This window comes from Pseudomonas sp. NFACC13-1 (assembly GCF_900104425.1).
GTDB classification, from domain to species: Bacteria; Pseudomonadota; Gammaproteobacteria; order Pseudomonadales; family Pseudomonadaceae; genus Aquipseudomonas; species Aquipseudomonas fluorescens_AA.
This window is the reverse complement of the sequence record NZ_FMXV01000001.1, coordinates 234777-257671: the sequence shown is the minus strand read 5'-3', so window position 1 is coordinate 257671 and position 22895 is coordinate 234777. Positions and strand designations below refer to the sequence as shown.

The window sequence follows — 22895 nt, the reverse complement described above, 5'->3', positions numbered from 1 at the left end:
GGAATGGAACAGAACATCACCCGGTGGTTGGCCCACCGGGTGACAGAACCATCAGCGCACTGGTGGTGCGTATTGGATGCCGCCAGCGTTCCACAGAGCGTTCAGGCCGCGGTCGATTTCCAGCGGAGTGCTCTTGCCGAGGTTGCGCTCGAACATTTCACCGTAGTTGCCGACTTGCTTGACGATCTGCACGACCCAGTCTTTCGGCAGTTTCAGATCCTTGCCGTATTCACCGTCAGCGCCGAGCATACGAGCCACGTCCGGGTTCTTGGTGGATTTGGCTTCAGCCTCGACGTTTTTCGAGGTCACGCCAGCTTCTTCAGCATTGAGCAGTGCGTAGCCAGTCCAGCGGACGATGGCCAGCCACTCGTCGTCACCGTTACGCACGACCGGGCCCAGGGGCTCCTTGGAAATGGTTTCCGGCAGAACCACATAGTCCTTCGGCGAAGCCAGCTTGCTGCGCTGGGCGAACAGTTGGGACTTGTCGGAGGTCAGCACGTCGCAACGACCGGATTCCAGCGACTTGGCGCTTTCATCGGAGGTGTCGAAGGTGATCGGGGTGTACTTCAGGCCGTTGGCGCGGAAGTAGTCGGAAACGTTCAGCTCGGTGGTGGTACCGGCCTGGATGCAGATGGTTGCACCGTCCAGTTCCTTGGCGCTCTTGACGCCCAGCTTGTTGTTGGCCAGGAAGCCGATCCCATCGTAGTAGGTGATGAAACCTGGGAATTTCAGGCCCATGCCCGCGTCACGGGAGCTGGTCATGGTGGAGTTGCGCGAGAGCATGTCGATTTCGCCGGACTGCAGCGCGGTGAAGCGCTCCTTGGCGTTCAACTGGCTGAACTTGACCTTGGTCGCATCGCCGAATACCGCAGCGGCAACGGCACGGCAGAAGTCAGCGTCGATACCGACGATCTTGCCGGTCGAATCAGGCACCGAGAAACCCGGCAAACCATCACTCACACCACATTGCACAAAACCTTTCTTCTGCACGGCATCCAGGGTTGCACCCGCCTGAGCGAACCCGCTGACACCGAGTACTGCTGCCGCAGTCACGACTGCCAGGGTGGATTTCAGTAACTTCATTCAAACCTCCAGTTTTGCTCTTGTTGTGTCGGAGCTCGAGTCCTGTCGCACCCTTTTGAGGCATTGCCGACCCTTGTTGGCTTTTTTTAGGGTCAACCGACGTCTGGACCTTCGCTATGAGTCTAATAATGAGGATGTCCGTAAACAGTGGTCATGCCCATCTCTCACCAATCGGCCGAACGGGCTGTAGCCCTTCACGTTCGCGAAGCCCGTAGCGGCTACTGGCGAACATTCATCACCGGATTTCTGATATCCCATGCGGCGCGTCTAACTGATAGTGTTACCGCGCAGCGTAAGAATCATCACTCAGCAACCCCATAGCAAAGCCCGTACCAGACCGCTGCGCTTAGGCCATGTAGAACACGTCAAGACAAAAACTTTCAACTTTGCGACATCTAATTAACTGAGGCACCGGGAGCGCACTGTAATCACGCACTGATTGGGCGCACCCGCACAGATTTGGAGCACAACCATGACCGACCCCTTGATTCTCGAGCCCAGCGGCACTGTTGACGCGTGCGTTATCTGGCTCCACGGCCTGGGCGCCGATCGTTATGATTTCCTGCCGGTGGCCGAAATGCTGCAGCAAAAACTGCTCACCACACGTTTCGTTCTACCCCAGGCGCCAACCCAGCCAGTCACGATCAACGGCGGCTATGAGATGCCCAGTTGGTACGACATCCGCGCCTTGAGCCCGGCGCGGGCCATTGACGAACAACAACTCGAAGCCTCGGCGCAACGGGTCATGGACCTGGTCGAAACCCAGCGAGCCAGCGGAATAGACGCCTCGCGGATTTTCCTCGCCGGTTTTTCCCAAGGAGGCGCGGTGGTCTATCACACCGCCTTCGTGAAATGGCAGGGGCCACTGGGCGGCGTGATCGCGCTGTCTACTTATGCACCGACGTTCAGCGATGAACTGCAATTGTCGGCCAGCCAGCAACGCATTCCGGTCCTGGCCCTGCACGGCCAATACGACGAAGTGGTACTCAACCCGATGGGCCGGACCGCAAAAGAGTATTTGAAGCAGCATGGTGTCACCGTGACATGGCAGGAATACCCAATGGGCCACGAAGTGTTACCCGAGGAGATTCATGACATCGGCACCTGGCTGGCCGAACGGTTGCGCTAAGAGGCCAAACGCCACGCCGGTCCTTTGACGATCCCACTACGCCGCGCCCGTTTCTTGCATTACACTGGCCGGCGTACATTCCTTAACCAATCGATGAGATGACCGTGCTCAAAGCACTCAAGAAGATGTTCGGTAAAAGCGAGGCCGAGCAACTCGCGCCTGGCTCCACTGCGCCGACCCACGGCCCGAGCCGTACCGATGCGCAACAACCGCGCCGGACGGCCCCCGTCGCACAGGCGAAAAAAGAACCCGTCGCCCAGCCTGTTACGCCCCCCGAGCCCGAGACACCACGCAACGAAGCCCCCCGGCCGCGCCGCGAACGCGCACCGAAACCGCCGGTCGTCGCCTGGAAACTCGAGGACTTCGTCGTAGAACCCCAGGAAGGCAAGACGCGCTTTCACGACTTCAAGCTCGCCCCGGAACTGATGCATGCCATCCAGGACCTGGGTTTCCCGTATTGCACGCCGATCCAGGCGCAGGTGCTGGGTTTCACCCTCGCCGGCAAGGACGCCATCGGTCGCGCCCAGACCGGCACCGGCAAGACCGCCGCGTTCCTGATTTCCATCATCACCCAGTTGCTCCAGACCCCGCCGCCCAAGGAGCGCTACATGGGCGAACCACGGGCGCTGATCATCGCGCCGACCCGGGAGCTGGTGGTGCAGATCGCCAAGGACGCCGCCGACCTGACCAAGTACACCGGCCTGAACGTCATGACGTTCGTGGGCGGCATGGATTTCGACAAGCAGCTCAAGCACCTCGAAGCCCGTCATTGCGACATCCTGGTCGCCACGCCGGGCCGTCTGCTGGACTTCAACCAGCGCGGCGACGTGCACCTGGACATGGTCGAAGTGATGGTACTGGACGAAGCCGACCGCATGCTCGACATGGGCTTCATCCCGCAAGTGCGCCAGATCATTCGCCAGACGCCCCCCAAAAGCGAACGCCAGACCCTGTTGTTCTCCGCCACCTTCACCGAGGACGTGATGAACCTGGCGAAGCAGTGGACCACCGACCCGGCCATCGTCGAGATCGAAGCCGAGAACGTCGCCAGCGAAAACGTCGAACAACATATCTACGCAGTCGCCGGTGCCGACAAGTACAAGCTGCTCTACAACCTGGTCAACGACAACGGTTGGGAGCGCGTGATGGTGTTCGCCAACCGCAAGGACGAAGTGCGGCGCATCGAAGAACGCCTGGTGCGCGATGGCGTCAACGCGGCCCAGCTCTCGGGCGACGTGCCCCAGCACAAGCGCATCAAGACCCTCGAAGGTTTCCGCGAGGGCAAGATCCGCGTGCTGGTTGCCACCGACGTGGCCGGTCGCGGTATCCACATCGACGGTATCAGCCACGTGATCAACTTCACCCTGCCGGAAGTCCCGGACGACTACGTGCACCGTATCGGTCGTACCGGGCGTGCCGGGGCCGCCGGGGTGTCGATCAGCTTCGCCGGTGAAGACGACTCCTACCAGTTGCCGTCGATCGAGGCGTTGCTGGGGCGCAAGATCAGTTGTGAAATGCCACCGACCCACCTGTTGCGACCGGTCGAGCGCAAGCGCCCTTAACCGTCTCCACAGAGCAAAAAGCGCAGCCAGGACAGGCTGCGCTTTTTTTTGCCTCGGGATATTGCTCGACTAAACTAAAAGTCCATAATGGACAAATTAGTTTACAAAGTACCCGGAGCCTCCATGCCCAGCACGCCCTATGTGATGACCCAAGCCCAAGTCAGTGAACTGCTCGGGCAAATCGACGTGCCGCACATCCTGCGCCAGCTGTTTCGTGATCTGGCGGCCGGGCAAGCGGTGCAACCGCCCCAACAATGGGTGGTGTTTCCCCAAGGCGCCGGGGACTTCATCAACTACCTGGGCGTGTTGGCGCAAGACCAGGTCTATGGGGTCAAGACTTCGCCCTATATCGTGCGCGAGCAAGGCCCATTGGTGACCGCCTGGACCTTGCTGATGTCGATGCAGACCGGCCATCCGCTGCTGCTCTGCGACGCCGCCGAGCTGACCACCGCCCGTACCGCCGCCACCACCGCCGTCGCCGTCGATGCCCTCGCCCCGCACAACGCCAGGCGCCTGGCGGTCATCGGCAGCGGCGCGGTGGCCCAGGCGCACGTGCACTACGTCAAGAACCTGCGGGACTGGCAAGGCATCCGCCTCTACTCGCCAGGCCTGAAAACCAAGTCGGCACAGGAACGTGCCTCGCTCACCGGCCTGGACCCGCGCCTGCACATCGCCGACACCCTCGAAGCGGCGCTGCACGACGCCGATGTGGTGATGCTCTGCACTTCGTCCGCCAAAGCCGTGCTCGACCCGCAGACCTTGGACAAACCGGCGCTGATCACTTCCATCAGCACCAACGCCCCACGCGCCCACGAAATACCGCCCCAGCGCCTCAACGACATGGACGTGTTCTGCGACTATCGTCAGACCACCCCGGGCTCGGCCGGTGAAATGCTGATCGCCGGCGAACAGCACGGCTGGGAGGCGTCGCGCATCGTCGGCGACTTGCCTGAATTGCTCAGCGAACACGTGGCGCGTCCCGATTACCAACGCCACGTGTTCTTCCGCTCCATCGGCCTGGGGCTGGAGGATGTTGCGCTGGCGAATGCGCTGTACCGACTTCGCACCTGACACACCCCAGTTTCCCTTGTGGGAGCGAGCCTGCTCGCGATAGCGGTTTATCGGATAAATATATGTGGCTGACACTCCGCTATCGCGAGCAGGCTCGCTCCCACAGGGCTGCACTAACACCCGGCAATGTGCTCTACAGGAGAGCTTCATGACCTCAGCAGACTTCATCATCATCGGCGGCGGCATTGCCGGTGCTTCCACCGGTTACTGGCTGGCGCCCCATGGCCGGGTGATTGTGCTCGAACGCGAGTCCCATCCGGCCTATCACTCCACCGGACGTTCGGCGGCGCTGTACTCCGCCGCCTACGGCACCCCGCAGGTGCGGGCGCTGACCCAGGCCAGCCGGGACTTTTTCGATGCCCCGCCGGCCAGTTTCTGCGAGCACCCGTTGCTAAGTCCTCGGGGCGAAATGACCGTGGATTTCACCGGCGACCCGGCCGAGCTGAACAACCAGTACCTGAGCGCCAAGGCCACGGTGCCACAGATGCAACTGCTCAGCGCCGATGAAGCCTGTGTGCGGCTGCCGATCCTGCGGCGGGACAAGGTCCACGGGGCGATCCATGACCCGACGGCCTGCGACATCGACACCGACGCCCTGCACCAGGGCTACTTGCGCGGTATTCGCCGCAATGGCGGTGCAGTGCACACCGACAGCGAAGTGCTGGGCCTGAGCCGCGACGACCAGGGACTTTGGCAGGTGAAGACAGCCAGCCAACGCTTCACCGCCCCCATCGTGATCAACGCTGCCGGTGCCTGGGCCGATCAGGTGGCCGACCTGGCTGGTGCCCGAAAGCTGGGGCTGCAACCCAAGCGGCGTGCGGCCTTCATCTTCGCCGGCCCCGAAGGCGTGGATATCCATGACTGGCCGATGCTGGTGAGCCTGGACGAATCCTTCTACATGAAGCCCGACGCCGGCATGTTCCTCGGCTCGCCGGCGAACGCCGACCCGGTGGAGCCTCACGACGTTCAGCCGGAAGAGCTGGACATCGCCATGGGCATCTACCAGATCGAAGAAGCCACCACCCTGACCATCCGCCGCCCGACCCGCACCTGGGCCGGATTGCGCAGTTTCGTCCACGACGGTGACCTGGTGTCCGGTTTCGATCCACAGGTGCCCGGACTGTTCTGGGTCGCGGCCCAGGGCGGCTACGGCATCCAGACGTCACCGGCCATGGGCCAGGCCAGCGCGGCGCTGGTGCGTGGCGAACCGCTGCCCGAAGCCCTGGCCCGTTTCGGCCTGAGCAGCGCCATGCTCTCCCCCAAGCGCTTGGGGTGAGCCAACCGGCGTGACGCATCGCCACGATTGCGGCACACTTCCCGCGCCCCTGTTCCACGGGGCGCTGACGCTGCCTGGAGCCCTGTCATGACCGCTTCGCCATCCGATCCGGCGCTGGAAAACTTCCGCACCATCGCCGACGCCATCGCCACGCTGTTCTATCCCCACGCCGAAGTGGTGCTGCACGACCTGCGCAGCCAGAAAGTCGATTACATCGCCAATAACCTGTCCAAGCGCGAAATTGGCGATGACTCGTCCCTGGAAGACATGCTCAGTGAGGACGTCAACGAACGTAACATCGGGCCGTACGAGAAACTGAACTGGGACGGACAGAAAATTCGCAGCCTCAGCAGCGTCCTGCGCGACGCCCACGGTCATCCGCTGGCGGTGCTGTGCATCAACCTGAATATTTCGCTGTTCGAGAATGCCAAGGCCGCGTTGGATTTGTTCCTGTCGCCGGGCAAGTTGATTCCCCAGCCGGATTCACTGTTTCGCGATGACTGGCAGGAACGGATCAACACCTTCCTCCACGCCTGGATGCGCGAGCGTCAGCTGAGCCTGAACCTGTTGACCCGCGATCACAAACGCGAGCTGGTGCTGGCGCTGCATGCCGAAGGCGCCTTCAAGGGCAAGAGCGCGTCCAACTATGTGGCTAATGTGCTGAACATGGGACGGGCGACGGTGTACAAGCATTTGAAGGAGTTGAAGAGCTGAGGTTTTGAGTTGCCTGGTCTGGCCTCATCGCGAGCAAGCTCGCTCCCACATTTGATCTCATTGCACACAGATATCGTGTACGACACCAATCCTCTGTGGGAGCAAGCCTGCTCGCGATAACGATCAGTCAGTCGCCATAGATATCCGACTTGAAATACTTGGCCTGGATCTCCTGGTACTTCCCATTGGCCCGAATCCCATCGATGGCCTTGTTCAAGTCCGCCACCAGTTGGGTATTGCCCTTGCGCACCGCGATACCGGCGCCCTCACCGACGTATTTCGGGTCCTTGAGTTCGGGACCGACAAACGCGTAACCCTTGCCACGGGGCATCGACAGGAAGTCTTCCAGCGGGATGGTATCGGCGAAAACCGCGTCCAGGCGACCGGACGCCAGGTCCATGTAGATTTCTTCGTTGTTGCTGTAGCGCTTGACCGTCACACCCTTGGGTTCGAGCACTTCAGTGGCGTAGCGGTCGGTGGTGGTGGCCCGTTGCACACCCACGGTCTTGCCCTTGAGGCTGGCGTACTGATCATCGACCACCGCCCCTTCCTTCATGACCAGGCGCGAGGAGGTGAAGTAGTACTTGTGGGTGAAATCCACCGACTTCTTGCGCTCTTCGGTGATGGTCATGGACGACAGCGCCAGGTCGATCTTCTTCACCTTGAGCGACGGAATCAGCCCGTCGAACTCACCCTCGATCCATTGGCACTTGACCTCCATCTGCGCGCACAGGGCATTGCCGATGTCGTAGTCGAACCCCTCGATTTTCCCTTCCGAGGTCTTGGAAGCGAACGGCGGATAAGCTGCCTCGATGCCGATGCGCAAGGTTTTCTCAGCGGCGAACAGGCTGCTGGAGGCCAACAGGCTCAAGGCCAGGCCGGTGATGAGGGGGAATTTGCTCATGATGTTCTCTCGCGGGTTGTTGTTGGTCTGGCAGAGAAAGGTGGACGCGGCTACTTGTACTTATAAATCCATACTGGACTTTAATGTACACATCGTCAATCGGCGGGCGGGGGGATGTGATGGGTGGCTGATGGCCTCATCGCGAGCAAGCTCGCTCCCACACTGGATCTTTATGCATCAAGGATCCCCTGTGGTAGCGAGCTTGCTCGCGATGACGGACTCATGACTTGCGAAAAACTACAGGGGGACTTACTGCTTCCAGCGATCCGCCGCCGCATGATCACTGTCCCGCCCTTCAACCCAGCGCGGGCCGTCGACGGTGTTTTCCTTTTTCCAGAACGGCGCACGGGTCTTGAGGTAGTCCATGACAAAGGCGCAGGCGTCGAACGCCGCCTGGCGATGAGCACTGGCGGCCGCGACGAAGACTATTGGCTCGCCCGGTTCCAGGGCACCGATGCGGTGCAGCACTTCCAGCTTGAGCAACGGCCAGCGCTGCTCGGCCTCGGTGGCGATCTTGCCCAAGGCCTTTTCAGTCATGCCCGGATAGTGCTCCAGAAACAGCCCGGACACATCAAGGCCGTCATTGAAGTCGCGCACGTAACCGACGAAGCTCACCACCGCCCCCACGCCGACATTGGCGGCGTGCATCGCGTTGACTTCGACGCCCGGGTCGAACGGTTCGGCCTGCACACGAATCGCCACGGCTCAACCTCCGGTCACGGTAGGAAAGAACGCCACTTCGTCACCGTCCGCCAGGGGCTCGTCGAGCTGGCACAGGTCTTCGTTGCGTGCGCACATCAGGTTCTGCTCTGTCAGCACCTCGGCTCCGTCGCGCTGGGCGAGCAGCGCGCGCACATCGTCGACCGTGGCGAACTCGCCTTCTACCCTGATCGAATCCACGCCGAGCGCTTCACGGTAACGAGCAAAGAACTTCACAGTGATGTTCATGATGCATCCGCCTGGAAGTGGCCGCTCTTGCCGCCGAGCTTTTCCAGCACCCGTACGCCTTCGATGGTCATGCCACGGTCGACGGCCTTGCACATGTCGTAGATGGTCAGCGCCGCAACGCTGGCGGCGGTGAGGGCTTCCATCTCCACGCCGGTCTGGCCCGACAGCTTGCAGCGGGCGACGATGCGCACCCGCTCCTCTCCTTCGGCCGTGAGCTCGACCTTGACGCTGGTGAGCAGCAACGGATGGCAGAGCGGAATCAGGTCGCTGGTTTTTTTCGCGGCCTGGATACCGGCGATGCGCGCGACGGCGAACACATCGCCCTTGGGGTGACCGCCGCTGACGATCATCTGCAGCGTGTCGGGCAACATGCGCACAAAGGCCTCGGCCGTGGCTTCACGGAACGTCACGGCCTTGTCGGTCACATCGACCATGTTGGCGCGACCTTGGGAATCGAGATGGGTCAGCACAGGGTTACTCCTGATCGGGAGCCTTGATTGTAAACCTGTGGGTCAGATTCCGGCAGGGTTGATTGTCGCACCTGCAATTTGCCAGACACTGTGGATCCCTGTGGGAGCGAGCCTGCTCGCGATAACGGTGTGTCAGACAGCGATGTTTAGCTGATGCGTCGCCATCGCGAGCAGGCTCGCTCCCACAGGGTTCTCGTTAGCGCCATAAAAAACCGGGCGGCTTGAAGGCCGCCCGGTTGGGTTACAGGTGGGATTCGGCGTATTCGGCCAGGATCGAGCGCGGTACGCCCTGCAGGGTGATGTGGACCCCGTTGGGGAAGTCCTTGAAGCGTTCGGTCAGGTAGGTCAGCCCGGAGCTGGTCGCGGACAGGTAAGGGGTATCGATCTGCGCCAGGTTACCCAGGCACACCACTTTGGAACCGGCGCCGGCACGGGTGATGATGGTTTTCATCTGGTGCGGGGTCAGGTTCTGGCATTCGTCGATCAGGATCAGGCTCTGCTGGAAGCTGCGCCCGCGAATGTAGTTGAGGGATTTGAACTGCAACGGCACTTTGCTGAGGATGTAGTCGACGCTGCCATGGGTGCTTTCGTCATCCATGTGCAAGGCTTCGAGGTTGTCGGTGATCGCCCCCAGCCATGGCTCCATTTTCTCCGCCTCGGTGCCGGGCAGGAAACCGATCTCCTGGTCCAGGCCCTGCACGCTGCGGGTGGCGATGATGCGCCGGTAGCGCTTGCTGACCATGGTCTGCTCGATGGCGGCGGCCAGGGCCAGGATGGTCTTGCCGGAACCGGCGGCGCCGGACAGGTTGACCAGGTGGATATCCGGGTCGAGCAAGGCGAACAGGGCCAGGCTCTGGTAGATGTCGCGAGGCTTGAGGCCCCAGGCTTCCTGGTGCAGCAGCGGTTCCTGGTGCAGGTCGAGGATCAGCAGTTTGTCGACCTGGATTTCCTTGATCCAGCCGACGAAGCCTTGTTCGTCGATGATGAACTCGTTGATGTGCACGGCCGGCAGGTTGTCGATCAATTGCACCTGGTGCCAGGTGCGGCCATGGTCCTGGCGAGTCTCGACCTTGCTCACACGGTCCCAGAAGGAGCCGGTCATGGTGTGGTAGCCGTTGGGCAACAGCGAAACGTCGTCAACCAGTTGGTCGGTGCTGTAGTCCTCCGCCGCGATCCCGCAGGCGCGGGCCTTGAGGCGCATGTTGATGTCTTTGGTCACCAGCACCACGGACTGGTCCTTGTTGCGCGCGTGCAGGTCGATCAACTGGTTGATGATGATGTTGTCGTTCAGGTGTTCGGGCAGCACCAGGTTGGGTTCGGTGCGCTTGCTCATCAGGATCGAAAGCAAGCCCTTGGGACCACTTTTACCGCGCTGGATCGGCACGCCGAGCTCTACGTCTTCCGGGGAGGCATCCCCCAGGGTCTTGTCGATCAGGCGGATCGCCTGCCGGCATTCGGCCGCAACACTGTGGTGCCCGCTCTTGAGCTTGTCCAGCTCCTCAAGCACGGTCATCGGGATGGCGACGTGGTGTTCTTCGAAGTTCAGGAGCGCGTTTGGATCGTGGATCAATACGTTGGTATCGAGTACATAGAGGATTGGCTGGTTGGAGGAAAGGCTACGTCCGTGGTCATCCATACTCGGTCACCTATGTGGGGGCCATTCGACGCAATACCGTGACAGTGCTGCGCCTCGAGGTAGCCACCGAATCCACCCGCGAGGGTTCAGGTGAACTGCACACAATCTGGGTCTTGGAAGACGCCACCTGTGTTGCAGGTTTCGGCGGTCTGACTTCTTGATACTCCAAAAACCATGACAGGAAAAAGCACTTTGACGCTTTTTTGAAGTTTATTTTTCAGAGTGACGAATAACCCTTGGCGTACCGCCGTCGCGCCGTTAAAGTCGGAAGTCCGGTTGTCATGAATCTGTCCCGGATTTTCCTCCTTCCCCAATGTTTCCGGGCCTTTCCCGGTTTCAGCGAAACGCCTCCTGACAGTCCGCCCACCCGATCCCGCTCTGCGCCGTCTGCGCCATGAGCCAGGGCATCGCCGTTTTCACCCCATCCTGCTTGGCGTTGAAATTGATCACCCCGTGGCGCCACAGCAGCATCAGGGTCAGCACACGCTGGGCGCTTTGCTCAGGCTTGAGCCGATTGCCGCTGTCCTGGGGATCGATGTCCCACAGCGCCACCTGCAGGCCCTGCTGTCGGAAAAACCCTTCGGCATCGCCACGCCGCTGACCTTGGGGCGGCCGGAACAACGGCACATAATTTTCGGGCAGCTTGCCCTTGACCAGCTCGACACTGCGCCGGACCGAGTCTTGCCAGTCCTGCCAATGACTGTGGGAACGGAACTCCCAGCCCTGCACACCTACGCACTGCCCTGCATACAACATCTGGAGACTGTTGACCGAGCGCTCTTCCAACCGCGCCTGGATGTCCTTGCCCAGCACGAAGAAGGTGCCGTTCATGTTCGCCTTGCGCAGGTAGTCGGTCAGCCACGGGGTGTTGTCCGGCACGACGTTGGCGGCGCTGTCGAAGGTCAACAGGAACAGCCGGTCGTTCATCTCCTCGCCGTTGCGCTCGTATTCGCCAAAACGGGCGATTTCACTGCTGGTTTGCGGGAAAAGCGCGGCCTTACGTAGCAGTTCATCACGATATTGCGTATGAAAGATCTGGCTCGGTGCCGCCCATTTGATGTAGTAGGAGTCGTCATCGAGATGGAACCTGCGGGCCTCTTCACGCAGGGTCGCCATGTCCTCGACCAGGTAACAGAAGGACGCATCCTGATCGCAACTGCGCTGGGCGAAGTTGTAGTTGCTCAGCAACCGTTGCCACAGCCGGGCGCGAAGAGCGTCGATCGCGACCATATTGACCGTGCGCAGCCCCAGGTACTGCTTGAGCGCGATTTCGTCCATGGCATCGACGTCCAGCAAGCCCCGGGCGAACATCAGGATCTCGGCCCGCGAGGCCACGTCGAACAGCGTCGGGCTGGTGAGTTGTTCCGGCCAGGTCGTGCGGTCCAGGGTGGCGACGTCGTTGGGCGCCGCGAGGGCGCCGAAGCTCAACAGCCAGGCCGATAACACAAGGGCGATGCGCAAAAGGGATGTCTCCATAACGAAACCCGCGCGGCATCATAGCCGATCTGTGACGAGGGGATTTATCCCCGCTGGGCTGCGCAGCAGCCCCAACAACAGTGGAATCAATCTGATTAATGAGGTTGCCGTGATTCAGGCGACACGGTCCAGCTGCGAGACTGCGTCATCGTTCATCGCGAGCAAGCTTTGCTCCCACAGCCCCCTCGCCACAAAAGCCCATCAATGCTCGCCCCATCCATCACCTATTGCCTCGATAGCTGGAGTCCACCCGGACAACCCCCTAGAATCGCCGAACCTTCAAGGAGACGATTGCATGCTGATGGTGATTTCCCCCGCCAAGACCCTCGATTACGAAACACCGCCGGCCACCGCGCGCTTTACCCAGCCGCAGTACCTGGATCACTCCCAGGAACTGATCGAACAACTGCGCGCACTCTCGCCGGCACAGATCAGTGAACTGATGCACGTCTCTGACAAGATCGGCGGCCTCAATGCCGCGCGATTCGGCAGTTGGACGCCAGCGTTCACCCCAGCCAACGCCAAGCAGGCGCTGCTGGCCTTCAAGGGTGACGTGTACACCGGCCTCGATGCGCAAAGCTTTGGCGAAGCCGACTTCGACTATGCCCAGCAGCACTTGCGCATGCTCTCGGGGCTCTATGGCCTGCTGCGCCCACTGGACCTGATGCAACCCTATCGCCTGGAGATGGGCACGAAGCTGGCCAATGCCCGCGGCAAGGACCTGTATGCCTTCTGGGGCACGCGCATCAGCGAATGGCTGAACGAAGCCCTGGCCGAACAAGGCGATGACGTCCTGTTGAACCTGGCGTCCAATGAATACTTCTCGGCGGTCAAGCGCAGCGCACTGAAAGCGCGCGTCATCGATACCGAATTCCGCGACTTGAAAAATGGCCAGTACAAGATCATCAGCTTCTACGCCAAAAAGGCCCGGGGCCTGATGAGTCGTTTCGTCATTGAAGAGCGTATCAACGACCCTGCGGCACTCCGCCAATTCGATGTTCAGGGTTATCGCTTCAATGCACTACAGTCGAGCCAGGACAAACTAGTGTTCTTGCGCGATCATGCTCCCGAATAAGGCATAACCTTATATCGCCCCTGATCGGGGGCTTCGATCAAGCCCCGATCTGTCATCTTAGTTCCCCGCCTGTTTCGCCAGTTTCATGACGTCAATTAATCGCCCCACTCCCCCTCTAACTTTTCTTTCACTCGACACTCGTCAGTTTTTTGCGTAGTGGCACCGAAATTTTTTATAGGTAGTGGCACAAAACCATCTACCACTCCTAACTCCCCATTAATAAAGGATGAAACGGCAAGTGCCATCATATTGAGGGCAGTGCCATCTTGGATAATATTTCGAAAAATTTCGAAAATCGCGATGAGCGGATCGGAACTATGTGAAATTGCACGGCTCATACCACCCGTAACGATTCTCACGGAGCGTGTAAGAGATGACTTACACAGGCTGTCGATCCAAGTAACCAAGTTGTCATGGCAATTTAGCGAAACGGTCGCCTATCTGGATCCATCTTATAAAGGACAGGAGATAACGCACCATTACTATCCCCTACAAGGCCAAGGCTGCGCCCCTATAACGTGCTCACCCGAGCACACAAGCTTCTGATTTTGTGGGCTTTTGCCAGGAATCGGAGGTGAGAGACTTTTTGCACGAGCGTTCTTGATTTACAGGGACTGGCTGCATAACAGGGCAGGTCATAACAACTAGGCCGCTTTGCGCACAACTTGAGTGCACTTATTTAGACACTCGGAACTTAGTATGCCTGCACACGGCACTGTGGCGCCTGCATTCCACACTTCCGAGTGCTCGATGACCGCTGAACACTATTAACTCCGGCCATTTAATGGCGTGAAAACAGAGGTAAATGCGATGCGCATTAGCATATTTGGTTTGGGTTACGTCGGTGCAGTATGTGCCGGTTGCCTGTCTGCACGGGGCCATGATGTAGTTGGCGTGGATGTCGCCAAAGACAAAATCGACATGATCAACGCCGGTAAATCGCCGATCGTTGAACCGGGTCTTGGTGAGCTATTGGCGCAAGGCATTCAAACTGGCCGACTGCGCGGCACGACCAACTTCGCCGAGGCGATTCGCGATACTGACCTGTCGATGATCTGCGTCGGTACACCGAGCAAAAAGAACGGCGACCTGGAACTGAACTACATCGAAGCGGTGTGCCGCGAGATCGGTTTTGTCCTGCGTGACAAGACCACCCGCCACACTATCGTAGTTCGCAGCACCGTATTGCCGGGCACCGTGGCAAACGTTGTCATCCCGATTCTCGAAGACTGCTCCGGCAAGAAAGCCGGCGTCGATTTCGGTGTCGCGGTCAACCCTGAGTTCCTGCGTGAAAGCACCGCGATCAAGGACTACGACCAACCGCCGATGACCGTTATCGGTGAGTTCGACACCGCCTCCGGCGACGTCCTGCAGTCGCTGTACGAAGAGCTCGATGCGCCGATCATCCGCAAGGACATCGCCGTCGCCGAGATGATCAAGTACACCTGCAACGTGTGGCACGCCACCAAGGTGACCTTCGCCAACGAGATCGGCAACATCGCCAAGGCCGTCGGCGTCGATGGTCGTGAAGTGATGGACGTGGTCTGCCAGGACAAGACCCTGAACCTGTCCCAGTACTATATGCGCCCAGGCTTCGCCTTCGGCGGCTCCTGCCTGCCCAAGGACGTTCGCGCCCTGACCTACCGCGCCGGCGCCCTGGACGTGGAAGCGCCGCTGCTCAACTCGCTGATGCGCAGCAACGAGTCCCAGGTGCAAAACGCCTTCGACATCGTTTCCAGCCACGACAAGCGCAAGGTCGCCCTGCTGGGCCTGAGCTTCAAGGCCGGCACCGACGACCTGCGCGAAAGCCCGCTGGTGGAACTGGCGGAAATGCTGATCGGCAAGGGTTTCGACCTGAAGATCTACGACAGCAACGTCGAATACGCCCGCGTCCACGGTGCGAACAAGGATTACATCGAGTCGAAGATTCCTCACGTCTCGTCCTTGCTCAACGCCGACTTCGACTCGGTGATCGACGGCTCCGACATCATCATCCTGGGTAACCGCGACGAGAAGTTCCGCGCGCTGACCGAAAACGTACCGGAAGGCAAGCAGGTCATCGACCTGGTCGGCTTCATGTCCAAGGCCACCAATCCGAGTGGCCGGACCGAAGGCATCTGCTGGTAAGTCTGTTTGCCGGCCGGGGCATGCCCCGGCCGGCCTTTCGCCTGCCTTAACCCATCGGGCCGCCCACAAGGCCCGCCCGAGATAGAGACGGATGCAGATTATGCACAGGCTAAAGCACGGCCTGCTTCAGGCCGCCGGTTGGCTGTTTTACTTGAGTTTATTGATGGGCATCGCCATGGCGCTGCCCACGTCCACGTTCGACTCCGAATCCAAGGACTTCATCTTCCTGATCGGCGCCGTGGGCATCTGGCGTTACTCCATGGGAGCGACGCATTTCGTGCGCGGCATGATCTTCCTGTACATCGTCTACCCACACCTGCGCCGCAAGGTCCGCAAGCTGGGCAAGGCGGCGGATCCGTCCCACGTGTATCTGATGGTCACCAGCTTCCGGATCGATGCGCTGACCACTGCCCAGGTGTATGGCTCGGTGATCCGCGAGGCCATCGACTGCGGGCTGCCCACCACCGTGGTCTGCTCCATCGTGGAAATGTCCGACGAATTGCTGGTCAAGAGCCTCTGGACCCGCATGAACCCGCCTGAGCGAGTCAAGCTGGACTTCGTGCGTATCCCTGGCACCGGCAAGCGTGACGGCCTGGCCTACGGCTTCCGCGCCATCTCCCGCCACCTGCCGGACGACCGCGCCGTGGTCGCCGTGATCGATGGCGACACCGTGCTCGCCGAAGGCGTCGTGCGCAAGACCGTGCCGTGGTTCCAGCTGTTCGGCAACGTCGGCGGCCTGACCACCAACGAGTTCTGCGAAGTGCGCGGCGGCTACATCATGAGCGAGTGGCACAAACTGCGCTTCGCCCAGCGGCACATCAACATGTGCTCCATGGCCTTGTCCAAGCGCGTGCTGACCATGACCGGGCGCATGTCGGTGTTCCGCGCCACCGTGGTCACCAACCCGGACTTCATCGCCGACGTGGAAAGCGACTCGCTGCAACACTGGCGCCTGGGCCGCTTCAAGTTCCTGACCGGTGACGACAAGTCGAGCTGGTTCAGCCTGATGCGCCTGGGCTACGACACGTTCTACGTGCCCGACGCGGCGATCAACACCGTCGAGCATCCGCCGGAGAAGAGCTTCATCAAGGCCAGCCGCAAGCTGATGTTCCGCTGGTACGGCAACAACCTGCGGCAGAACTCCCGGGCCCTGGGCCTGGGCCTGCGCCGTCTGGGCCTGTTCACCTCGGTGGTGCTGTTCGACCAGCGCGTGTCGATGTGGACTTCGCTGCTGGGCTTGACCGTGGCCTTGATCGCCAGCTTCAAATACGGCACCGCGTTCATCCTGGTGTACCTGCTGTGGATCGGCATCACACGGTTGATCCTGACCTTGCTGCTGTCGTGCTCCGGTCACCGGATCGGCCCCGCCTACCCGGCGATTCTCTATTACAACCAGATCGTCGGCGCGTTGGTGAAGATCTACGTGTTCTTCCGCCTTGACCAGCAGTCCTGGACTCGCCAGCCCACCTCACTGACCCGTGATCTCGCCAGCTTTCAACGTTGGTTCAACACTTGGTCGTCTCGGACCATGACCTTCTCCGCCGGCAGCATTTTTGTCGCCGTGCTGCTGACGATGGTCTGACCGGACTTGAATGAATTAACTAGGAAATCGCCCCTATGAACACCGCCGTGAATGTCAACGTAGTGCATGAATCCGAAGCCCAGCGCCAACATGCCCGGGTCAAAATCCCGGCCAAGCTGCGCTTCTTCGGCCCCGACCGTACGCCCATGGAAGTCAAGGTCCTGGACCTGTCCGCCGGTGGGCTGTGCTTCAACGCCGGCCAACTGCCGCTCAAGGTTGGCGAGACCTACAAGGCTCGCCTGCAGTTCGTGATCGACAACCTTGGCCTGGCCATGGACGTGGAGTTGCAGATCCGTTCCTACGACCGCCAGACCGGCCGCACCGGTTGCCAGTTCCAGAACCTGGAGCCGCGGGACATCTCGACACTGCGTCACATCATCACCTCGCACCTGGCCGGCGACATCGTCGGTGTCGGTGACGTGCTGGCGACCCTGCAACGCGACAACTTCACCAAGGCCCGCAAGCAGAAAGACGAAAACGGCGGCATGAGTGCCTTGGGTCGCCTGCGCGCCGTGACCTTCAGCCTGGGGGTCTTCGTCGTTGGCCTGGCGGCGTTCGGTTTCATCTTCAAGTCGGTGTACGGCATGTACTTCGTCAGCCACGCCCAAGCCGGCCTGGTGAACGTACCGGGCATGGCCATCACCATGCCGCGCGACGGCACCGTGCAGAGCCTGGTCAAGACCGACGGTGTGGCCGCCAAAGGCGCCCCGCTGGCGACCTTCAGCACCAGCATGCTCGACGTGCTCAAGGGTCACCTGGACGACAACCAGTTGCAGCCGGCCAAGGTCGAGGAGCTGTTTGGCAAGCAAATGACCGGCACCCTGACCTCCCCGTGCGATTGCATCGTGGCCCAGCAAATGGTCGCCAACGGCCAGTACGCCAGCAAGGGCGACGTGATCTTCCAACTGGTCCCACGAGGCACCGAAGCCAACGTCGAAGCGCGCTTCTCCTATCGCCAGTTCAACGACGTGCGCCCAGGCACCCCGGTCAACTTCCAGGTCGCCGGCGAAGACACCCTCCGTACCGGCAAGATCGTCAGCAGCACCAGCCTGAAAAGCGAAGACCTGTCCTCCGATATCCGCGTGCTGATCAAGCCTGACGAACCGCTGGACAGCGCGCTGGCCGGCCGTCCGGTAGAAGTCACCAGCGACCGTGGCCCGAACCTGAACTGGCTGATCGACAAAGCCATGGCTGTCGGTATTTAAGTCGAGGATATGCCCGTGACCACTCCACAAAACAACAATGCACCGCATTCCCTGTGGGAGCGAGCTTGCTCGCGATGGGATCGACGCGGTCTGTCTGGTACACCGAGCGGCCTGCATCGCGAGCAGGCTCGCTCCCACACAGGATATGCGTTGTGTGCTCTGGCGCTGGCAGTCAGTCTCAGTGGCTGTGCCGGCCTGCCCGACCAGCGCCTGGCCAACGAAGCGCTCAAGCGCGGCGACACGGCGCTGGCGCAGCAGAACTACCAGCAACTGGCCGACCTGGGCTACAGCGAGGCCCAGGTGGGCCTGGCCGACATCCAGGTGGACAGCCGCGACCCCGAGCAGATGAAAAAAGCCGAGGCGACTTACCGCGCCGCGGCCGATATCTCGCCACGGGCCCAGGCTCGCCTGGGTCGCCTGCTGGTGGCCAAGCCCGGTTCCACCGAAGCGGAAAAACACGAAGCCGAAGGCCTGTTGAAGAAAGCCTTCGCCAACGGCGAAGGTAACACCCTGATCCCGCTGGCGATGCTGTACCTGCAATATCCCCACAGCTTCCCGAACGTCAACGCCCAGCAGCAGATCAGCCAATGGCGCAGCGCCGGCTACCCGGAAGCGGGCCTGGCGCAGATTCTGCTCTACCGCACCCAGGGCACCTACGACCAGCACCTGGATGAAATCGAGAAGGTCTGCAAGGCCGCGCTGGCGACCACGGACATCTGCTACGTCGAACTGGCCACGGTCTATCAGAAACGCGGCCAGCCGGAACAGCAGGCCGCATTGCTCAAGCAGATGCAGGACGGTCACGCCCGTGGCGTCGTATCCGCCCAGCGCGTGGACAGCGTCGCCCGTGTCCTGGCCGATGCCAGCCTGGGCAAGACCGACGAAAAGACCGCCCAGTCGTTGCTCGAAGGCATCGCCCCTGGCTACCCCGCAGCCTGGGTCAGCCTGGCGCAACTGCTCTACGACTTCCCGGAACTGGGTGACGTCGACAAGATGATGCAATACCTGGAAAACGGCCGCGCCGCCGACCAGCCTCGCGCCGAGCTGTTGCTGGGCAAGCTGTACTACGAAGGCAAGTGGGTCCCGGCCGATGCCAAGGCCGCCGAGGCGCATTTCCAGAAAGCCGTGGGCCGCGAAGTGGCCGCCGATTACTACCTCGGCCAGATCTATCGCCGCGGTTACCTGGGCCAGGTGTACTCGCAAAAAGCCCTGGACCACCTGCTCAAGGCCGCCCGCAACGGCCAGAACAGCGCCGACTTCGCCATTGCCCAGCTGTTCTCCCAGGGCAGGGGCACCAAGCCCAACCCGGTCAACGCTTATGTGTTCAGCCAGTTGGCCAAGGCGCAGAACACCCCGCAAGCCATCGAGCTTGCCCAGACCCTCGAAGCACAATTACCGCCGGAACAACTTGCACAAGCGCAACGCCTGCTACAACAAGAGCAGGCCATTCGCGGCGCAATGAGCCCCGATACGCTGGAACTGCAAGCCCTAAAAGAAGATGACGGCGAGGAACCTCTATGAAGCTTTTGAAGCTCAATCCTTTTGTGCAGGCTGGTATTGGCCTGTCGTTTGCTCTGCTGTGGTCCTGCCCGACCCTGGCGGCACTGACCGAAAGCAAGAATTTCGGCCTGGAAGTGAAGATCACCGGCCAGTCCGAAGACGACCGTGACCTCGGCACCCAGAGCGGTGGCGACGTCAACGGTGTCGGCCTGGACCTGCGTCCCTGGGTCTACGGTGAAAGCGAAAGCGGTGCCTGGAGCGCCTATGCCATGGCCCAGGCCGTGACGTCCTCCGACATCATCGAGACCGACACCCTGCAACAGTCCGATGGCAGCACCCAGCAAACCGACAGCGGCGATCGCGAAGCCAAGAAAAGCTACCTGGCCATGCGCGAGTTCTGGATCGGCTACCGCGGCCTGACCCCCTACCCGGGCGAGCAGTTGAAGTTCGGTCGCCAACGCCTGCGCAACGACGACGGCCAATGGCGCGACACCAACATCGAAGCCCTGAACTGGACCTTCGACACCACCTTGCTGCGGGCCAACCTCGGCGTGGCCGAACGCTTCAGCGAATACCGCACCGACCTCAAGGAACTGTCCCCCAAGGACAAGGACCGCCTGCACGTCTATGGCGACGTGGGCTACCAGTGGATGCCAGGCCAGTGGGCCAGCATCCGTGCCCACCATTCCCACGACAACGGCAGCCTCGACTACCCGACCCCGGGCGAGCCCACCGACACCCTGGACAAGACCCAGAACGGCGACATCTCCTGGCTGGGCCTGGAAGCCAACAGCGATGCCTACAACTGGCGCAACACCAACACCGTCAACTACTGGGCCAGCATCACCGGCATGAGCGGCGAGCGCGACACCGTCAACCCGCTCAACGCCGACGGCACGCGCCCGACAGAAGCCAAGCACAGCGATGATGTGGACGGCTGGGCCACTGACCTGGGTATCCGCTTGCGTCTCGACCCGCAATGGCAAGTCGGTGCGGCCTATGCCCGCGCCAGCGACGAGTACCAACAGAACGGCCTGCAAAGCAACCGCTCGAACTTCACCGGCACCCGCTCGCGGGTCCACCGTTTCGGCGAAGCGTTCCGGGGCGAAATGGCCAACACCCAGAGCGCCAGCCTGTTCGGTTCCTGGCAGTTGCGTGACGAATACGATGCCAGCCTGGTGTACCACAAGTTCTGGCGCGTGGACGGCAACAAGCCCGTGGGCAGCAACGGCATCAACGCCGTGGAAAACAACACCGACGACGTGACCGGCGCGATCCTGTCCACCTCGACCCTGCCGCTGCGTGACGGTGACAAGGACCTGGGCCAGGAAGTCGACCTGGTGGTCACCAAGTACTTCAAGCAAGGCCTGCTGCCGGCCGCGCTGAGCCAGTCCATCGATGAGCCGTCGGCGCTGGTGCGCTTTCGTGGCGGTGTGTTCAAGCCAGGCGACGCCTACGGCAAAGAGGTCGATTCGTACATGCATCGCGCCTTTGTCGACGTGATCTGGCGCTTCTGATGCGAATGGCCATGGGAGTGCCCGATATGAACCGCTACCTCAGGAACAGCCAGGCGATGAAAGGTTCGATCAGCCTGTTGGTCGCAGCCATGCTGCTGGCTGGCTCGCCGGCGTTCGCCAACGTTGAACCGGCGGTCAAGCCGGGCAACGTGGTCAAGGAACTGCAACGGGCCAAGACCTACACGGTCAGCAGCGCGCCGACCGCACCGCTGGAATTGGCCAAGCCGACCCTGCCCGACCTCAAAGGCTTCACCGCCGAAGCGGCCGCGGCCAAGATCGTGCGCACCAAGCCCGGCAAGGTCAGCGTGCGCCGGATGATGCAGGAAAACGCCTTGAAGGACTTCATTGGCGGCGACAACAAGATGGCCGAGTGGGTCGTGCGCCAGCACGGTATCCCACAGGCCATCTTCCTCGACGATGGCTACATGAACCTCAAGGACCTGGCCAAGAAACAGCCCAAGTACATCATCGAAACCTCGCCGGGTGTCTACCTGGCGAGGATTCCGATCGTGGTCGGCCAGAAAGGCATCCTGGAGATCGACAAACAGACCCAGGAACTGCGCCTGTCCCAAGAGGGCGGCTCATTCCTGGTCAACGATGGCCAGATGTTCATCCGCGACACCAAGGTCACCGGCTGGCGCGAAAAGGACAACGGCCCTGCCACGTTCCGCTCGCCCAAGGAGTTCCGTCCATTCCTGCTGGCCTGGGGTGGCACCGAGACCTACATCGTCAACACCAAGATGGCCAGTTTCGGCTACGCCAACAGTAAGTCGTACGGGGTGAGTATTTCCCAGTACACGCCGAACATGGCCAAGGTCCTCAAGCGCCCGGAACCGACTGGCTGGATCATCGGTTCCGAGTTCTCGGACATGTGGTACGGCTTCTACTGCTATGAGACCCGCGACTTCGTGGTCAAGGGCAACACCTACAAAGACAACATCGTCTACGGCATCGACCCCCACGACCGTTCCCATCGGCTGATCATTGCCGACAACACCGTCTACGGGACCAAGAAGAAGCACGGGATCATTATTTCCCGTGAGGTCAACGACAGCTTCATTTTCAACAACCGCAGCTACGACAACAAACTCTCGGGCCTGGTGATCGACCGTAACAGTGTGAACAACATCATCGCCTACAACGAGATCTACAAGAACCACACCGACGGCATCACGCTCTATGAGAGTGCTGACAACCTGCTGTGGGACAACAAGGTGATCAGCAACCGCCGCCACGGCATCCGTATTCGTAACAGCGTGAACATCCGCCTCTACGAAAACGTCGCCATGGCCAACGGCCTGACCGGTATCTACGGCCACATCAAGGACCTGTCCAACACCGACCGGGACATCAAGCTCGACCCGTTCGACGCCGAGGTCTCGCTGATCGTGGTGGGTGGCGAACTGGCTGGCAACGGCAGCGGCCCGCTGACCATCGACTCGCCGCTGAGCGTCGAGCTGTACCGCGTGTCCATGCTCGCGCCGACCAAATCCAGCGGCATCACTTTCACGGGAGTTCTGGGCGAACGCCAGGATGAAATTCTCGACCTGTTGGTGCGCCAGCAGAAAGCCGTGCTGATCGACCCTGTCGAACGCCAGACCGAATTGCGGGACTGAGGAT

The 22895-nt window shown here is 60.9% G+C and carries 20 protein-coding genes; 12 read left to right on the top strand and 8 right to left on the bottom strand.

The window, feature by feature from the left end; genetic code table 11:
- Positions 1 to 51: 51 nt before the first annotated feature.
- Positions 52 to 1083, bottom strand: a complete 1032-nt coding sequence (locus tag BLQ55_RS01210; RefSeq protein WP_060740792.1) for an amino acid ABC transporter substrate-binding protein — start codon at positions 1081 to 1083, stop codon at positions 52 to 54.
- A 472-nt stretch (positions 1084 to 1555) separates the two neighbouring features.
- Between BLQ55_RS01210 and BLQ55_RS01205 the strand changes: the two genes are divergently transcribed.
- From BLQ55_RS01205 to BLQ55_RS01185, 5 genes are all read left to right on the top strand, one after another.
- Positions 1556 to 2212: an alpha/beta hydrolase gene (locus BLQ55_RS01205; protein ID WP_092251891.1), complete on the top strand. Its 657-nt coding sequence runs from the start codon at positions 1556 to 1558 to the stop codon at positions 2210 to 2212.
- A 98-nt stretch (positions 2213 to 2310) separates the two neighbouring features.
- Positions 2311 to 3774 (top strand): ATP-dependent RNA helicase RhlB, encoded by a 1464-nt coding sequence (gene rhlB / locus BLQ55_RS01200; protein WP_092251889.1) that lies wholly within the window; start codon positions 2311 to 2313, stop codon positions 3772 to 3774.
- Between the two features lie 123 nt (positions 3775 to 3897).
- A complete protein-coding gene (locus BLQ55_RS01195; RefSeq protein ID WP_092251887.1) occupies positions 3898 to 4845 on the top strand; it encodes an ornithine cyclodeaminase family protein in 948 nt (315 codons plus the stop codon).
- Positions 4846 to 4993: 148 nt separating this feature from the next.
- On the top strand, positions 4994 to 6121 hold the full coding sequence (locus BLQ55_RS01190) for an NAD(P)/FAD-dependent oxidoreductase (protein WP_092251885.1): 1128 nt from the start codon (positions 4994 to 4996) through the stop codon (positions 6119 to 6121).
- Between the two features lie 87 nt (positions 6122 to 6208).
- Positions 6209 to 6835, top strand: coding sequence for a helix-turn-helix transcriptional regulator (locus tag BLQ55_RS01185; RefSeq protein WP_092204107.1), 627 nt, complete (start codon positions 6209 to 6211; stop codon positions 6833 to 6835).
- Between the two features lie 127 nt (positions 6836 to 6962).
- Here BLQ55_RS01185 and BLQ55_RS01180 read toward each other — a convergent pair whose 3' ends face one another.
- The 6 genes from BLQ55_RS01180 to BLQ55_RS01155 form a co-directional block, all read right to left on the bottom strand.
- Positions 6963 to 7739 (bottom strand): ABC transporter substrate-binding protein, encoded by a 777-nt coding sequence (locus BLQ55_RS01180; RefSeq protein WP_092204108.1) that lies wholly within the window; start codon positions 7737 to 7739, stop codon positions 6963 to 6965.
- A gap of 249 nt (positions 7740 to 7988) precedes the next feature.
- On the bottom strand, positions 7989 to 8441 hold the full coding sequence (gene moaE / locus BLQ55_RS01175; protein ID WP_092204109.1) for a molybdopterin synthase catalytic subunit MoaE: 453 nt from the start codon (positions 8439 to 8441) through the stop codon (positions 7989 to 7991).
- Positions 8442 to 8444: 3 nt separating this feature from the next.
- On the bottom strand, positions 8445 to 8687 hold the full coding sequence (gene moaD, locus BLQ55_RS01170) for a molybdopterin converting factor subunit 1 (RefSeq protein ID WP_092204110.1): 243 nt from the start codon (positions 8685 to 8687) through the stop codon (positions 8445 to 8447).
- Positions 8684 to 9157, bottom strand: a complete 474-nt coding sequence (moaC, locus tag BLQ55_RS01165) for a cyclic pyranopterin monophosphate synthase MoaC (protein WP_092204111.1) — start codon at positions 9155 to 9157, stop codon at positions 8684 to 8686. Before moaC ends, moaD begins: the two co-directional genes overlap by 4 nt.
- Before the next feature lie 241 nt (positions 9158 to 9398).
- Entirely contained in the window at positions 9399 to 10793 is a 1395-nt protein-coding gene (locus tag BLQ55_RS01160; RefSeq protein ID WP_092204112.1) for a PhoH family protein, read from the bottom strand.
- A gap of 336 nt (positions 10794 to 11129) precedes the next feature.
- On the bottom strand, positions 11130 to 12254 hold the full coding sequence (locus tag BLQ55_RS01155) for a polysaccharide deacetylase family protein (RefSeq protein ID WP_092204113.1): 1125 nt from the start codon (positions 12252 to 12254) through the stop codon (positions 11130 to 11132).
- A 310-nt stretch (positions 12255 to 12564) separates the two neighbouring features.
- Here BLQ55_RS01155 and yaaA point away from each other — a divergent pair, with 310 nt between their 5' ends.
- The gene (gene yaaA, locus BLQ55_RS01150) at positions 12565 to 13344 is read left to right on the top strand and encodes a peroxide stress protein YaaA (RefSeq protein ID WP_092204114.1); all 780 of its coding nucleotides are present in this window, start codon (positions 12565 to 12567) and stop codon (positions 13342 to 13344) included.
- Between the two features lie 95 nt (positions 13345 to 13439).
- Here yaaA and BLQ55_RS31130 read toward each other — a convergent pair whose 3' ends face one another.
- Positions 13440 to 13682 (bottom strand): hypothetical protein, encoded by a 243-nt coding sequence (locus tag BLQ55_RS31130; protein ID WP_139208025.1) that lies wholly within the window; start codon positions 13680 to 13682, stop codon positions 13440 to 13442.
- Positions 13683 to 14154: 472 nt separating this feature from the next.
- On the opposite strand from BLQ55_RS31130, the gene BLQ55_RS01145 reads away from it, so the two are divergent.
- The 6 genes from BLQ55_RS01145 (at position 14155) to algG (ending at position 22891) form a co-directional block, all read left to right on the top strand.
- Positions 14155 to 15471, top strand: coding sequence for a nucleotide sugar dehydrogenase (locus BLQ55_RS01145; RefSeq protein ID WP_092251883.1), 1317 nt, complete (start codon positions 14155 to 14157; stop codon positions 15469 to 15471).
- 100 nt (positions 15472 to 15571) lie between these two features.
- Positions 15572 to 17053: a mannuronan synthase gene (gene alg8, locus BLQ55_RS01140; protein ID WP_371128509.1), complete on the top strand. Its 1482-nt coding sequence runs from the start codon at positions 15572 to 15574 to the stop codon at positions 17051 to 17053.
- Positions 17054 to 17088: 35 nt separating this feature from the next.
- Positions 17089 to 18258, top strand: coding sequence for an alginate biosynthesis protein Alg44 (locus BLQ55_RS01130; RefSeq protein WP_092204117.1), 1170 nt, complete (start codon positions 17089 to 17091; stop codon positions 18256 to 18258).
- Positions 18259 to 18267: 9 nt separating this feature from the next.
- Positions 18268 to 19779: an alginate biosynthesis TPR repeat lipoprotein AlgK gene (algK, locus tag BLQ55_RS01125; RefSeq protein WP_092204118.1), complete on the top strand. Its 1512-nt coding sequence runs from the start codon at positions 18268 to 18270 to the stop codon at positions 19777 to 19779.
- Between the two features lie 5 nt (positions 19780 to 19784).
- Positions 19785 to 21275, top strand: a complete 1491-nt coding sequence (locus BLQ55_RS01120; protein WP_092204161.1) for an alginate export family protein — start codon at positions 19785 to 19787, stop codon at positions 21273 to 21275.
- A 26-nt stretch (positions 21276 to 21301) separates the two neighbouring features.
- Positions 21302 to 22891, top strand: coding sequence for a mannuronan 5-epimerase AlgG (algG, locus tag BLQ55_RS01115; RefSeq protein WP_092204119.1), 1590 nt, complete (start codon positions 21302 to 21304; stop codon positions 22889 to 22891).
- Positions 22892 to 22895 lie beyond the last annotated feature (4 nt).